Here is a 13,807-nt window from a genome sequence, read left to right as displayed (position 1 = left end):
GCAAATTTAATGCCAGATCAGAAAAACAGGCTTTTTTTAAGAAAATAACAGTCATGCCCCAAGAGGTATTCCGGTACGCAGGCAATCACTGCAAAGCCGTTTTTTATATAAAAATCAAGCGCTTGAAAAGAAAACGTATCGACAAAAATTTTTTTGATGCCAGCACTGACCGCCTGCTGGTCCAGTCTGTTAAGAAGTGCTGAACCCAGACCCTGTCGGCGGTAATTGTCTTCAAACCACAGCACATCGATGTAAAAGGCGTCACTGTGCTGCCAGAGGGAGGCACCCCCAATCAGTTGCCCTTCGTCTCTGGCGAAAAGGCAGAAATGACTCGCCTGCTCATGAAGGCAGCTGACATTGAACGCGACAATGCCTGCGCGCAACAGGGCTTCGTCTTCCGGTGCAGGGTTCAGCTCCACTTGAAATTGCACGTTTGCCATACCCGTTCTCCTGTCTGCACATTGCCCTCATACTAGCAAACGCCGTCATGAACGGGAATAGCCATTCGGCTTTAACAACAGATTATCAGGCCAAGGGCTACTCGAGGCTGACGCGGACATCATTTGCAGATAAAATGCAGCATTTCGACTTCAAGAGGCTGTCATGCAAACTAAAACGGAACAGGGCTATGCCGATTTTCATTGCCACCTCAATGGCAGTTTCAGCAAGGTTTTCCTTCAGAAAATTGCAGAAAGAAACAAGTGCCCGCAGGTCTACCAGCAATTCCTGGAGGTTCAGCTACAGTATGAGGATAAATCCAGGGAAGTACCGCGCGACACCGAAGCCTGCCTTAAACTGATTTGGACACAGTTTGCTCTTGTTCATCAGATGGTGCGGAAGCTAAAGGACATTCAGGAAGGCACTTACGATGTCATTGCCAATTCAGCAGGGAAGTATCTTGAGATCCGCACGACCCCGAAACCCATGGACGGCTGTACGCTGGACGATTACATCGCAGCCTTTTTAAAAGGCCTGCTCGATGCCAGGGAAGATTCTGCCCTGGGCAAAGAAGCGTATGGCTTACTGAGCTTGGACCGAGTCCACCACACGGCCAAGGACGCCGAATACTTTATTCACACGGTGTTACAAAGCGACGGCTTGCTGAAAGGCATTGATATCAGCGGCCAACCCTTAGCCCCGCGTCAATTAACTGGGCAGGAATTGGTCAAAACCATTCAACTGGCGCTGGACAATCACGTGGGTCTTGCCATTCACATGGGCGAAGCGGATACTCCGCAAGAACGTCAAGACACCGATACCATTCTTGCAACGCTTGAAGAATGGGTAAAAAATCATCCTGAGCAGAGTGAGCATGCCTTTTTTGGTAAAATCCGTTTGGGCCACTGCATTTACCTGACTGAACAGCAGAAACAACGCATCAAGGGATTGCAATTACCCATTGAAGTCTGCCCCACCTGCCATGCCAAATTAAACTGGCATGAACAGGGCAAACCGCACCCGGTGGCCTCCATCTACGACTCCGTCTCCGATCCGGTTGTTTCCGGAACCGATGACGAAACTATTTTTAAGGCAGACATCCAGCATGAAAGCCAACTGGTTTTTGGTTTTTTTAAAAATCCGAAACCCATCACGCTGCAAGAATTCCTGCAACAGCAAAACCAATACCGCTTTTAAGCTTTCTAGGAGGAACAACTCACCGAAATCCGCGCCGCCCATTCCGGCGGCAATTGCGCGTAATGCGCTTTATCCGGCTGCTCATCAAACGGCTTTTGTAACACGCGAAAGAGCCTGTCAATCTCGCTGTAATCCTGATGTTGATAGGCGGCGTCAATGGCTTGTTGCGCAAGGTAATTTCGCAGGATGTATTTGGGGTTTACGCCTTTCATCAGCCGACTGCGCTCATCAGCCAGCGCGGGCTCCTGGGCACAACGCGTAGCATAAGCTTCAAGCCAGGGTTTTAAGGCTTCAGGCCGGCAGGTCAGGCGGTCAAAGCAGCGGTCATCCTGATGAAGCGCATAATCACTTAAAGTGCGTAAAAACAGGGTGTAATCAAGGCGATGCTGCTGCATTAAATTCAGCATGGCATTGACGATCTCCATGTCTTCTTCCTGCGGTAACTGCCAGCCCATTTTTTTGCGCATCAATTCGCTGTAAGCCTTAACCAGCTCCGGTTGAAACAAATCCAGTACGGACCGTAAGGTGTCCTGCGGCAGCAGAGGGGTTAGCGCCTGGGCAAAAGCCATCAAATTCCAGAAGGCAATGGCAGGCTGGCGGTCAAAGGCATAACGACCGGCCTCATCCGAACTGTTACAGACATGCTGGGCATCATAGGCATCAAGAAAACCAAAGGGACCGTAGTCAATGGTTAATCCCAACACCGACATGTTATCGGTATTCATCACCCCATGACAAAAGCCCACTGCCTGCCATTGCGCGATCAGGCGGGCGGTACGTAACACCGCCTGCTTAAAAAAGCAGGCGTAGCCCTTTTCATCGTGAGGTTGGTCAGGATAATGCCGTGATAGCACATAATCGGCCAACTGCTTCACCGCTTCAAATTGCTGGGTGTAGTAAAAATACTCAAAATGGCCGATACGGATGTGCGATTCCGCCACGCGGGTCAATACCGCACCGGGCTCCGGCACATGACGGTAAACCGGCTCGTGCGTGGCCACAATACATAAAGCCTGGGTGGTTGGAATGCCCAGGGCATGCAGGGCTTCGGAGGCTAAGTACTCGCGAACAGTCGAGCGCAGCACCGCGCGGCCATCCCCCATGCGTGAATAAGGCGTTTGCCCTGAGCCTTTTAATTGGATGTCGAAGCGTTCGCCCTTGGGATTAATGAGCTCGCCAAGCAGCAACGCCCGGCCGTCACCCAGTTGCGGCACGTAATAACCGAATTGATGCCCCGCATACACCATGGCCAGAGGCTTACTGCCGGGCAGGCGTTGATTGCCGCCAAAATAATGGGCGAACGATGGGGAGCTTAACAGGTCAGCGCCAATCCCAAGATGCAGAGCCACCCTTTCATTGACATGGATTAACTCACAGTCGGTTACGGGTGTCGCATCGAGCAGGGTATAAAACGTATCCGGCAAGCGGGCAAAGCTGTTATCAAAATGAAGACGCATAGAAAACACCTGATGAATTACCCAGAGTATAGCGTTAAATCATATGTTTTCCTTGGGCGAATCCGCAAGCGGGATGTGCAGGTGCTTGATGCTGTCGGCCACAACGACTTTGGATTTTAGAATACTGACCACATGGGTAATTCCCCGACGTTTAAACTCTTTGCTGGTCAATGCATCTTCGCTGCCTAAAAACAGATGCTTATTAATTTCGCCTAAAAAGGACAATTGCTTTTCCAGATGGTGCATGCTTTTTTCTACTAATAAAAATAAAGCCATATTTTATCACAATCTGACCAATTGTTGATAAAAATGGCTGCACCCTCTGTTTTAAATCATGATTCCGCCTGAGCCGCCCGCTGCTCAATGATCTGCAAAGCCTGCTGAAACCGGCTTAACACCCGCGCTCTGCCAATCAAGATCAGCGTCACGTCAATGGCTGGCGACATGCTGCTGCCGGTGACGGCCACCCGCAACGGCTGAGCAATCTTGCCCAGATTCAAATCAAACTCGGCACTGACGTCATTAATGCATTCCTGAACGCGGTTAGCTTCCCAGGCATCCACTTGCTGCAAGCGTTGATAAAGTGTACGCAGTGGCTCAAGCACCACCGGACGCAGATGCTTCTTCACCGCATCGGGATCGTACTCAATGTCATCCTGATAGAAAAAGGCACTTTTTTCACACATGTCCGCCAACGTTTTGCAGCGCTCCGCTTGCACAGCCACCACATCGGCAAGTGAGGGGCCTTTTGACCAATCCACTCCCTTTTGTTCAAAGTGCCATTGCAGGGCCTTGGCCACCGCCTGCGGGGAATCGCTCTTCTGGTAGTGCTGATTCAACCAATGCAGCTTGTCGTAATTAAAACTGGACACGCCACGACTGACATTTTTTAAATCAAAACTGGCGATCATCTCGTCCACGCTGAAAATTTCCTGATCGCCGTTAGACCAACCGAGGCGTACCAGGTAATTGAGTAAGGCATGCGGCAAAAAGCCTAGTTCTTTAAATTGCAGAACACTGACCGCGCCATGGCGTTTGGACAGGCGTTTGCCGTCCTCGCCCAAAATCATGGGCAGGTGCGCAAACACGGGAATTGGTGCGTTTAAGGCTTTAAACAGGTTGATTTGCCGGGGTGTATTGTTGATGTGATCATCGCCGCGGATAACGTGGGTAATGGCCATGTCCCAATCGTCAATGACGACAGCGAAATTATAGGTCGGATGGCCGTCAGAACGCACAAGGATTAAATCATCGAGTTCACGGTTATCAACATGAATATCCCCGTAAACCTGATCGCTGAAAGACACCCCCCCTACCTGCGGGTTTTTAAACCGAACCACAAAGGGCGTATCCCCTTCCGGCAACTGTTTATCCCGGCAATGACCGTCATAACGGGGCTTTTCCTTCGCGGCAAGCTGGGCTTCGCGCAAAGACTCCAGACGCTCTTTGGAGCAGACGCAGCGATAGGCCTTGCCTTCGTTCAACAACTGCGCTGCAATCTGACGATAGCGGCCATAGCGTTCTGTCTGATAAACCGGCCCTTCGTCATAATCGAGGCCTAACCAGGCCATGCCGTCTAAAATAGCCTGCACGGATTCCTTGGTCGAGCGCTCCTGATCGGTGTCTTCGATGCGTAATACAAACTGACCGTGATGATGCCTTGCATATAACCATGAAAACAGGGCGGTACGTACCCCTCCCACATGCAGATAGCCTGTTGGACTGGGGGCAAAGCGAGTTCTGACAACCATCCGGTTCTCCGTTGTAAGCAGTAAAATAATCGGGCTATAATAGCCGACTTTAAAGGCAACGGAAAGTAACCGAATGCGTTTCTTTTTTTGGCAATTCAATGAAAAATTGCTCAACAAGAGACTTGTTGATCAGGCCGCAAGAGGCAGGTAATGAAAGAACTCGGCATTAAATACCAACTGCGCCTCACGACCCTGATTCCAGTCCTGCTGGTCGCGTTGTTATTTGCGGTGTTCTTCAACGGCGAATTCAATAAAGATTTAAACCAGCACATGTCCCGGCTTGGCGAAGCCTACATACGCCAATTGCTTCCTGCCGCGCAGTTGGCCATGATGCGCAACGACCGCCGTGTCCTGCAGGCGCTGGTGGATGCCTCAACAGTCAATCCTGAAATCATTGCACTCGCGTTCTACAGCGCCGACGGCCAGCTCATTGCCTATCGCGGCGGCAAGCATCTGATTAAAAAACCCTTTAAACCCCTGCAATACACTGGCGATTACATCGAAAGCAAACAGATTGAACCTTACGAAATTAATTTTTTAGCCCCGATTACCATCCCCAAACACAATCTATATTCTGCAAGCGTGTTTCAGTCGGCGCTGGAACGAGCCAATCTGGAGCCGGATGACATTTTAGGCTGGCTGTCAATAGACATCGACACGCAATCGTCCGTGATTAAACAGTATCAAATGTACATCGTCACCATTTTTATCATCCTGTTGGGTTTGCTATTAAGCTTAAGCATTCATTATTTCCTTTCCAAACGCATTTACCTGCCCTTAGCCCGCCTGCGCCGCAGCATGAAGCAGATTTTAAGTAATGAATTCGAAACCCATATTTCAGTCACCAGCCCTGGCGAACTGGGCATTATCGAGCGCGGCTGCGCGCATTTACAGCAGCAATACCTCAACACAGTCAGAGACTTAAACCATCACATTGAAGTAGCCACCGAAGATTTACAACAAAGCCTTGAATTGCTTGAAGAGAAAAACATCGAATTGTCCCTTGAAAAGAAAAAAACCGAAGAGAAAAGTCGCCAGAAATCGGAATTCATTGCCAACATGAGCCATGAAATACGCACCCCCATGAACGGCGTTATCGGCTTCACCAACGTCCTTCTGGAAAGCAAGCTTGATCCTCTGCAGCTGGATTATGTCAAAACCATCAAGTCATCCGCCCAGGATTTGCTGACAATCATCAATGACATCCTCGATTACTCCAAAATGGATGCCGGGAAATTAAGCCTCGACTGCATCCCCCTTGATCTTCGTGCCTGCGTCGATGAGGTATTGACCTTGGCCGCACCCAATGCCCATAAAAAAGGCATTGATTTGATTCCGTCCACGGAAGTGAATGTACCGAAAACCGTGCTCGGCGATCCCATACGCATCAAGCAGATCCTGACGAACCTCGTTACCAATGCCGTTAAATTCACCGACCGCGGTTATGTTCTGGTGAAAACCTGCATTGAACAGGAAACCGAAAAAGACTACCTGTTCTGTCTCTCCGTCATTGATACTGGCATGGGCATTTCCAGCGATGATCAGACCAAACTGTTCAATGCGTTTAATCAGGCGGATACCACGATCACCCGCCGCTTTGGCGGTTCGGGCCTGGGACTTGTCATTTGCAAAAAACTCGCCGAAGAAATGAAAGGCCGTATTACCTTAACCAGTGAACTGCACAAAGGATCAACCTTCGCTGTGCGCATACGCCTTGAGAAATTAACCGCCTATGAAAGCGAGAAACACCAGGCGCATCGGTTTGAGAACATCAAGGCCATCTGTTATGACGACAATCCCCTGCATCTGGAAGCCATGTGCAACGGCCTTGTCTATTGCGGCATTCAATGCGTGCCGGTCGCGAGCCTTTCCGACCTGGACAAGGCGTTGGCTACACGGGATGATTGCGCCCTTGCTTTTGTCAATGTCGATGAAGACTCTGAAGAGAAAATCGCGGGTATTCTGCGCAAGTACTCCAAAGCCTCCATTTTAATTTCCAAATCCATTATTCATGAACCGCAACGACTCGGCGCCCGCGGCTTCCTGTTCAGACCCATCAGCATCCAGAAACTCCATGACACCATCGAAACCCTGATTAATCCGTCTCAACCTGCCCCTGCCGCAGTTAACCATGAGTTGGAGAATCTGCGGGGGCAATTGCGGCTCTCCCATCCTGATATCCTGATTGCGGAAGACAATCCGGTTAACCGCATGCTGCTTCATTCCTTTCTAAACGAACTCGCCAACGTTGAAACCGTGAACGATGGCGAAGAGGCGGTTTTGGCCTCTTGCGAAAAACATTACCAGATTATCCTGCTTGACTGGCAAATGCCAAAGCTTGGTGGATTAGACGCCGCCAAACGCATACGTCAGCAATCGTCGCTCAACATTGCCACCCCCATTGTGGTGATCAGTGCCGATGAGTCCACGATGAGCGAAGAGAAACTCAAAAAAGCCGGCATTGATCTGTACCTGCAAAAACCGATTGAGGAAAAGGAATTACTGTCAGCCCTGCTTTCCATTTTAAGACGCAGCAAACCAACGGCCATTGATTGGGCGCTTTGTGTGCAGAAGGTATCCGGCAATCAGGCGCTGGCGAAAGAGTTTTTAGGTCGCTTTGTGGAAGAGCTGCGCGAAAACCGCAAAGAATTTATTCAGTTATACCATGATAAAAACGTCAAGGGCTTAGCCACAGCGGCACACAAACTGCACGGCGCCTGCTGCTTTTGCGGGGTTCCCAATTTGCAGACCCAGGTAACCCGCCTGGAGACACATGCCTTAAAGGCCAAGCATGTGAATGAACTGGAAACCGTTTTTGCCCAACTGATTCAAAGCATCGATGAAGTCCTCGATGAATTTGAAAACATTTACCAAATCAGTTCCTCGAATTTTGGCGAGTAACTGAACAGCAAGCTGGAGAAATCATGTCTGTTAAAAATGCAATTTATGCCCAGTCAGGCGGCGTCACCGCAGTCATTAACGCGTCTGCCTGCGGCGTTATTCAAACGGCACGCCAACACCCCGACCGCATTGGCAAACTCTATGCGGCCAAGAACGGCATCCTTGGCGCACTGGATGAATTACTCATCGATACGTCACTGGAAAGCGATGCGGACATCGCCCGCCTGATGCACACACCGTCGGGCGCGTTTGGCTCCTGCCGTTATAAATTGAAAGACGACGGAGCAGAATACGCACGCCTTATTGAGGTTTTCAAAGCCCACGACATTGGCTATTTCTTTTATAACGGCGGCGGCGATTCACAGGATACCGCCAATAAAATTGCGCAATTGGGCAGCAAGACCGGGTACCCCATTACCTGCATTGGTATTCCTAAAACCGTGGACAATGATTTACCTTTTACCGATACCTGCCCCGGATTTGGTTCCGTTGCCAAATACATTGCCATTTCGACCCGCGAAGCCGGTTTTGATGTGGCATCCATGGCCGCCTCATCGACCAAGGTTTTCATTCTTGAGGTCATGGGGCGTCATGCCGGCTGGATTGCCGCAGCCAGCGGGCTGGCCTCAGAGGCAGAAGGCGAACCGCCTCATGTGATTCTTTTACCGGAAATCACCTTCCAACCCTCACGTTTTTTAACCAAAGTCGATCAAAGCGTCAAACAATACGGTTATTGCGTGGTGGTCGTCTCGGAAGGCATCCGCAATGATCAAGGGCAATTCTTAAGCGACGCCGGTCTGCGCGATGCGTTTGGTCACGCCCAATTAGGTGGCGTAGCCCCGGTGATTGCCCAACTGGTTAAAAAGGAATTAGGGTATAAATACCATTGGGCGGTAGCTGATTACCTGCAGCGCGCGGCCCGTCATGTTGCTTCGCAAGTGGACCTCGAACAGGCTTATGCGCTAGGCAAAGCGGCCGTTGAACTGGCTTTAACTGGCCACAATGCCATCATGCCCATCATTAAGCGGGAACAGGATTGGCCGTACCGCTGGTCCATCGATCACGTACCGCTAGCTCAGGTCGCCAATCAGGAAAAAGCCATGCCGTCTGATTTCATTGCCGAGGATGGCTTGGGCATCACAGAAACCTGCCGTCGTTACCTGCGACCATTGATTCAGGGTGAAGCTTATCCCCCCTATAAGGATGGCCTGCCCGATTATGTCCGTCTTAAGAATGTATTAGTCGAGCAGAAGCTGTAAGCAGGATGCACTGTCCACAAGGCCAACGCTAGGGCACGCAACTTACCGGGCGGTATTTAGCCGCCAGCGTGCCGCCGCGACAGTCCCAGGCCACGTCATTATTCGCTTGCAGAGTTGGTGTTAACACAATGGTCCCTCCCCCAGCCACTGGGGTATACGTAATGGTGATTACACCGGCCGCGGCAATAACAATCGAAGACACGTTAACCGAGGCGGCGGGACTAATATAACCCGTGGCTGCCTGGTTAGCGGGTAAAGCACTGGTGTCAATGGTTGTTTCACTGACCGCCAATTTGGCGGGAGCCGCCATGGTAAGGCCTTCGGCCACGCGGGCCCGGATAGAATAATCCTGATAAACGGGAATGGCGACTGCTGCGAGAATTCCCACAATAGCCACAACAATCATAAGTTCAATCAATGTAAAGCCTTTTCCATTCATGCTGGTACTCCTTAAGCCCTCTGAAACCGGTTAGTTTAGTGGGCCCGTCAGCTATTGATTGACTCTGACTTCGTGGTCAGGCGAGGATTAAACCTCGCCTGAATGGTGAAATTAAGGTCTGCAACTGGCTGGACGGTATTTCGCTAACAATGTACCTCCGGTACACACCCAGGTGACATCGCCGTTGGCCTGCAATGTTGGCGTCATGATAATCGTACCGCCACCGGCTGCTGCTGTGTAGGTAATGGTGATGACACCACCTGCCCCAATCACAATCGAGGTGACATTGGGCGTAGCTGCCGGGCTAACATAACCCGTTGCTGCCTGGGTAGCGGGTAAGGCGTTATTGGTAATGGCTGTTTCAGAAACAGCCAGTTTGGCCGACGCCGCCAGGTTTAAGCCTTCCGTCACCCGCGCTCTAATGGTGTAATCCTGATAAGCTGGAATAGCGATTGCAGCCAGAATGCCGACAATGGCGACAACAATCATTAATTCAATCAGCGTAAAACCCTTCTGTCTCATAACTACCTCTCGTTTGATTCGTTACACTTCCTGTCATGCATCAACAATGCCAACTGTAAAAAATCAAGCCAGATAAGGCTTGGATAAGGGATTATCGGGCTTCGTTTGTTCATTAAGCGTTGTTAAACCGGTTTAAATTAAAATGGAAGCGAAGGATCACAGGTGACACATCTGGTCATTATTTGACCAGAAGGAAACGTAAAGAACCTCTCTGAAGGCAAAAAAAAAAGACCACTTCCGTGGTCTTTTTCAGGTCAAGCCGGATTAAGGTCGGCAACTGGCTGGACGGTATTTAGCCAATAATGTACCGCCGGTGCATACCCAGGTGACATCGCCGTTCGCCTGCAGGGTCGGGGTCATGATAATCGTACCACCGCCGGCTGCCGCCGTGTAGGTAATGGTCACCACGCCGCCAGCGCCAATCGTAATGGACGTAACGTTCGGTGTTGCAGCAGGGCTGACATAACCTGTTGCGGCCTGCGTAGCGGGTAAGGCGTTATTGGTAATGGCTGTTTCAGAGACTGCCAATTTGGCTGAAGCCGCAAGGTTTAAACCTTCCGTTACTCTCGCCCGAATCGTATAGTCCTGGTAAGCGGGAATTGCAATCGCTGCCAAAATACCAACAATCGCGACCACAATCATCAATTCAATCAGTGTAAAACCCTTCTGTTTCATGCTGCTCTCCTCCGATAAAACAACGTTTACGAACTATCTGAGCAATATAAATGCCATTCCCAGCAAAAAACCAATAATGCCCAACCCTGTCATTTGCCTTGAGCAATAACCGCTCTCAAATCATGCACTTACAAGCATAACGCGAGATGACGTGCTGCTCAATAATGAGAAGGCGAAGAAGGTAGTTTTATTCAAAAATAGCTAAATTTACGCCCAATATTGTCACAAAATGACTTTTATTCCATGTCATCGGCAAAAACTATGACAAACGGCAACGCAATGAGTATACTTTAACCTTATGAACCGTAAATCATCTGACCATGTCCCGTAAGCAACGCATCGAAGACCTCTTGATGAGCCAACTGGCTCCTGTCCATCTTTCTGTGGAGAATGAGTCTCACCGCCACCATGTGCCGGAAGGTGCGGAAACTCATTTTAAAGTCATTGCTGTCAGCGATCAGTTTACCTCATTAAACCGGGTTGCCCGCCACCGTTTGCTGAACCGTTTGCTCGCTGACGAATTGCAAACCGGATTGCACGCCTTGAGCCTGCATCTTTATACTCCAGCCGAATGGCAGGAGAAGGAAGGAAAGGTCATGAACTCACCGGCTTGCCGCGATGGGTATCGTCATGGATAAGGCTGAAAAGCGGCCGATTTACTGGCAAACCGAATGGGTACTGAACCCCTTATCGCGAGGATTTCATTTAATTACGCCGGCTCTTCAGGAGCAATTGCGGCATGCACCGTTCGTTCATACCGGCCTTGCCCATTTATTCCTTAAACACACTTCCGCGTCACTTGCTATCAGCGAGAACACCTGCGCGGATGTGCCGATGGATTTGGAAACCCATTTAAACCGCCTGGTTCCAGACAACAATCAATTGTATCGGCACACCCTGGAGGGCGAGGATGACATGCCGGCGCACATTAAAAATGTTATGTTGGGTGCAAGTCTCACACTCCCTCTCTGCGAAGGACGGCTGACGCTTGGGCAATGGCAGGGTATTTTTCTGGCGGAACATCGCAACGAAGCACCGGCACGGCGATTAGTCATCACCGTGCACGGTATATAAATCAGGATGGTTGTGCAATGGAGGGAGAAGGCGATGCTTCTTTCTGAGAGGTGTTTTTCGCATGATGCGTTCCGGCACTGTAGAAGGTCGCTGCCAGATTAGTACCCATGGCAACCCCTTCCATGAGGAGTGTTGAGCCGCTGACGTCATTGCAATTGCTCACAGCTTGACCAAAAACCAGTCCAGCGTAAGCCACATTACCTATCATGCTGGCGAATTGACCCAACCCATACTCACTACTGAGAGCAACGCCTGTGGCCAGATTCAACAGAAGGCTGGCACCATAGATTGCGGTGTTCGCTTCCGGGTTAGTGATGTAATCCACGACGGCCAAAATGCCAACAGCAACATTAACCCCTTGCGCAATCGCATTGACGCGGTGTTGTTGATTAAAAAAAGTCCAGCCCATGGTGTACTCCTTATTAAAATGACTCTTTATTTAACCGCAATGCCATGGATCTGACAAGGTTTTACAATACAGCGAATCAGAGGAATACATAAAAGGCTTTTCTTAGGCGGCTTGCGCCTCTATAATGCTTACCTTTTTGACAATTCTGCAATCTGCCGCGCCTATGAAATCCTGGTCTACACAAAAAATATCAACCTTTGCTTTGGTTCTACTGATCACCGGCGCCATTGACAGCATCAGGAATTTACCAGGCACCGCCTTGTTTGGCTCCTCCCTCATTTTCTTTTTTATTTTCTCAGCCATCGTTTTTTTAATTCCTGTGGCACTCGTTGCTGCGGAATTGTCTTCGACCTGGTCTGATGAAGAAGGCGGTATCTACAGTTGGGTTCGCCATGCGTTTGGAGAAAACGTCGCTTTTTTTACCATTTGGTTGCAATGGATTAATACCATGGTCTGGTACCCGACCATCCTCTCGTTTATCGCAGGTACGCTGGCCTATCTGATCAATCCGGCACTCGCTGAACATAAACTTTACCTTATCAGCGTGATTCTTATCATTTTCTGGTCGTTAACCCTTCTCGGCTTAACCGGCATTCGCGCTTCCGCCGCCTTTGCCAGTGTCTGTGCCATTTTTGGCATGATTCTCCCCATGGGACTTATTATATTTCTGGCCTTCATCTGGTTAATCAAAGGCCACCCTCTCGCCATCGACTTGAGCTTTTCCCATTTGATTCCGCATTGGAAAGACACGCAATCCTGGGTCTCACTCACCGCGATCATGACCTCGTTTCTTGGTATGGAGCTGGCTGCCGTTCATGTACGCAATGTGCGCGACCCGCAAAAAAATTTCCCACGCGCCATGTTTTTTTCGGTGCTGTTGATTTTAACAACCATGATTTTCGGGTCATTGGCCATCGCCTTTGTATTACCACAAAAAGACATTAATCTCGTGGATGGCGTCATGCAGGCGTTCACCAATTTTTTTGAAGCCTACCATTTAAGTGCGCTGATGCCGGTTGTTGTCGGGTTATTGCTGTTGGGTAGTTTAGGCAGCATGGTCAACTGGATTATTTCACCGGCCAAGGGCATGCTGCTGGCGGCCGACAATGGCTTTTTACCGCACTGGCTCTACCGATTAAACCGCCATGGCGTCGCCTCCCGCATCCTGATTCTGCAGGCGGTATTAGTCACCCTGCTTTGCGGCGGCTTCCTTCTGTTCCCTACCATTAATGCCATTTACTGGCTGTTTACTGCTTTAAGCACGGAACTCTACATTCTGATGTACGTGTTGATGTTTATCGCTGCGTTTCGGCTGAAAAGCAAATTTGCCGACAAACCCCGCCCCTTTAAAATACCCCTCGGTCGTTTTGGTTATTACCTGACCTGTCTGTTGGGGCTAACCGGCTGTGTCATTACTTTAATCATTGGGTTTATTCCACCGGAAAGCAACATGGACATGGGCGATGCCAGCCATTACCGTCTGGTGTTTGCCTGCGGCATTGTAATCATGATCATTCCGGCGTTTTTCCTGTACCTGCGACGACATTACTTACAGAAAAAGCATGCCTAATGCCAAGCCTTTCCTAAAGGACTGCTCTTACTGCATTGAGCCCTTACTTTACAATATTGATACATTTCTTTAATATTCTCTTAAGCCTGCAATGGTATCTTTATGACATCGAAGG

The 13,807-nt window shown here is 49.7% G+C and carries 14 protein-coding genes; 6 read left to right on the top strand and 8 right to left on the bottom strand.

The window, feature by feature from the left end; genetic code table 11:
• Positions 1–17: 17 nt before the first annotated feature.
• On the bottom strand, positions 18–440 hold the full coding sequence (locus tag GH742_RS04890; protein WP_203456346.1) for a GNAT family N-acetyltransferase: 423 nt from the start codon (positions 438–440) through the stop codon (positions 18–20).
• A gap of 163 nt (positions 441–603) precedes the next feature.
• On the opposite strand from GH742_RS04890, the gene GH742_RS04885 reads away from it, so the two are divergent.
• The gene (locus GH742_RS04885; RefSeq protein WP_203456345.1) at positions 604–1,635 is read left to right on the top strand and encodes a hypothetical protein; all 1,032 of its coding nucleotides are present in this window, start codon (positions 604–606) and stop codon (positions 1,633–1,635) included.
• A 5-nt stretch (positions 1,636–1,640) separates the two neighbouring features.
• Here the strand turns inward: GH742_RS04885 and GH742_RS04880 are convergent, their stop codons facing one another.
• From GH742_RS04880 to gltX, 3 genes are read right to left on the bottom strand one after another with little or no spacing between them, the layout of a single operon-like run.
• Positions 1,641–3,092 (bottom strand): YdiU family protein, encoded by a 1,452-nt coding sequence (locus GH742_RS04880; RefSeq protein WP_203456344.1) that lies wholly within the window; start codon positions 3,090–3,092, stop codon positions 1,641–1,643.
• Positions 3,093–3,131: 39 nt separating this feature from the next.
• Positions 3,132–3,368, bottom strand: a complete 237-nt coding sequence (locus GH742_RS04875; protein ID WP_203456343.1) for a hypothetical protein — start codon at positions 3,366–3,368, stop codon at positions 3,132–3,134.
• A 56-nt stretch (positions 3,369–3,424) separates the two neighbouring features.
• Positions 3,425–4,843: a glutamate--tRNA ligase gene (gene gltX / locus GH742_RS04870; RefSeq protein ID WP_203456342.1), complete on the bottom strand. Its 1,419-nt coding sequence runs from the start codon at positions 4,841–4,843 to the stop codon at positions 3,425–3,427.
• Between the two features lie 150 nt (positions 4,844–4,993).
• Here gltX and letS point away from each other — a divergent pair, with 150 nt between their 5' ends.
• Together letS and GH742_RS04860 are read left to right on the top strand one after the other, a co-directional pair.
• The gene (gene letS / locus GH742_RS04865; RefSeq protein ID WP_203456341.1) at positions 4,994–7,744 is read left to right on the top strand and encodes a two-component system sensor histidine kinase LetS; all 2,751 of its coding nucleotides are present in this window, start codon (positions 4,994–4,996) and stop codon (positions 7,742–7,744) included.
• A 23-nt stretch (positions 7,745–7,767) separates the two neighbouring features.
• A complete protein-coding gene (locus GH742_RS04860) occupies positions 7,768–9,003 on the top strand; it encodes a 6-phosphofructokinase (RefSeq protein WP_203456340.1) in 1,236 nt (411 codons plus the stop codon).
• A 28-nt stretch (positions 9,004–9,031) separates the two neighbouring features.
• On the opposite strand, the gene GH742_RS04855 is transcribed toward GH742_RS04860, so the two are convergent.
• The 3 genes from GH742_RS04855 to GH742_RS04845 all read right to left on the bottom strand — a co-directional run bounded on the left by GH742_RS04855 (position 9,032) and on the right by GH742_RS04845 (position 10,639).
• Positions 9,032–9,442, bottom strand: coding sequence for a pilin (locus tag GH742_RS04855; protein WP_203456339.1), 411 nt, complete (start codon positions 9,440–9,442; stop codon positions 9,032–9,034).
• Between the two features lie 111 nt (positions 9,443–9,553).
• Positions 9,554–9,964 (bottom strand): pilin, encoded by a 411-nt coding sequence (locus GH742_RS04850; RefSeq protein ID WP_203456338.1) that lies wholly within the window; start codon positions 9,962–9,964, stop codon positions 9,554–9,556.
• A gap of 264 nt (positions 9,965–10,228) precedes the next feature.
• Positions 10,229–10,639: a pilin gene (locus GH742_RS04845; protein WP_058525546.1), complete on the bottom strand. Its 411-nt coding sequence runs from the start codon at positions 10,637–10,639 to the stop codon at positions 10,229–10,231.
• Between the two features lie 320 nt (positions 10,640–10,959).
• Between GH742_RS04845 and GH742_RS04840 the strand changes: the two genes are divergently transcribed.
• Both GH742_RS04840 and GH742_RS04835 read left to right on the top strand, forming a co-directional pair.
• Positions 10,960–11,277, top strand: a complete 318-nt coding sequence (locus GH742_RS04840; RefSeq protein WP_203456337.1) for a BolA family transcriptional regulator — start codon at positions 10,960–10,962, stop codon at positions 11,275–11,277.
• Positions 11,270–11,713 (top strand): secondary thiamine-phosphate synthase enzyme YjbQ, encoded by a 444-nt coding sequence (locus GH742_RS04835; protein ID WP_203456336.1) that lies wholly within the window; start codon positions 11,270–11,272, stop codon positions 11,711–11,713. The genes GH742_RS04840 and GH742_RS04835 overlap by 8 nt, the downstream gene beginning before the upstream one ends.
• A gap of 1 nt (position 11,714) precedes the next feature.
• Here GH742_RS04835 and GH742_RS04830 read toward each other — a convergent pair whose 3' ends face one another.
• Positions 11,715–12,122, bottom strand: a complete 408-nt coding sequence (locus GH742_RS04830) for a hypothetical protein (RefSeq protein ID WP_203456335.1) — start codon at positions 12,120–12,122, stop codon at positions 11,715–11,717.
• A gap of 163 nt (positions 12,123–12,285) precedes the next feature.
• Here GH742_RS04830 and GH742_RS04825 point away from each other — a divergent pair, with 163 nt between their 5' ends.
• A complete protein-coding gene (locus tag GH742_RS04825) occupies positions 12,286–13,692 on the top strand; it encodes an amino acid permease (protein ID WP_203456334.1) in 1,407 nt (468 codons plus the stop codon).
• Positions 13,693–13,807 lie beyond the last annotated feature (115 nt).

The organism is Legionella sp. MW5194, from assembly GCF_016864235.1.
Taxonomy (GTDB): Bacteria; Pseudomonadota; Gammaproteobacteria; order Legionellales; family Legionellaceae; genus Legionella_C.
The sequence above is the reverse complement of the archived record's forward strand: the minus strand, read 5'-3'. Positions and strand labels throughout refer to the sequence as shown.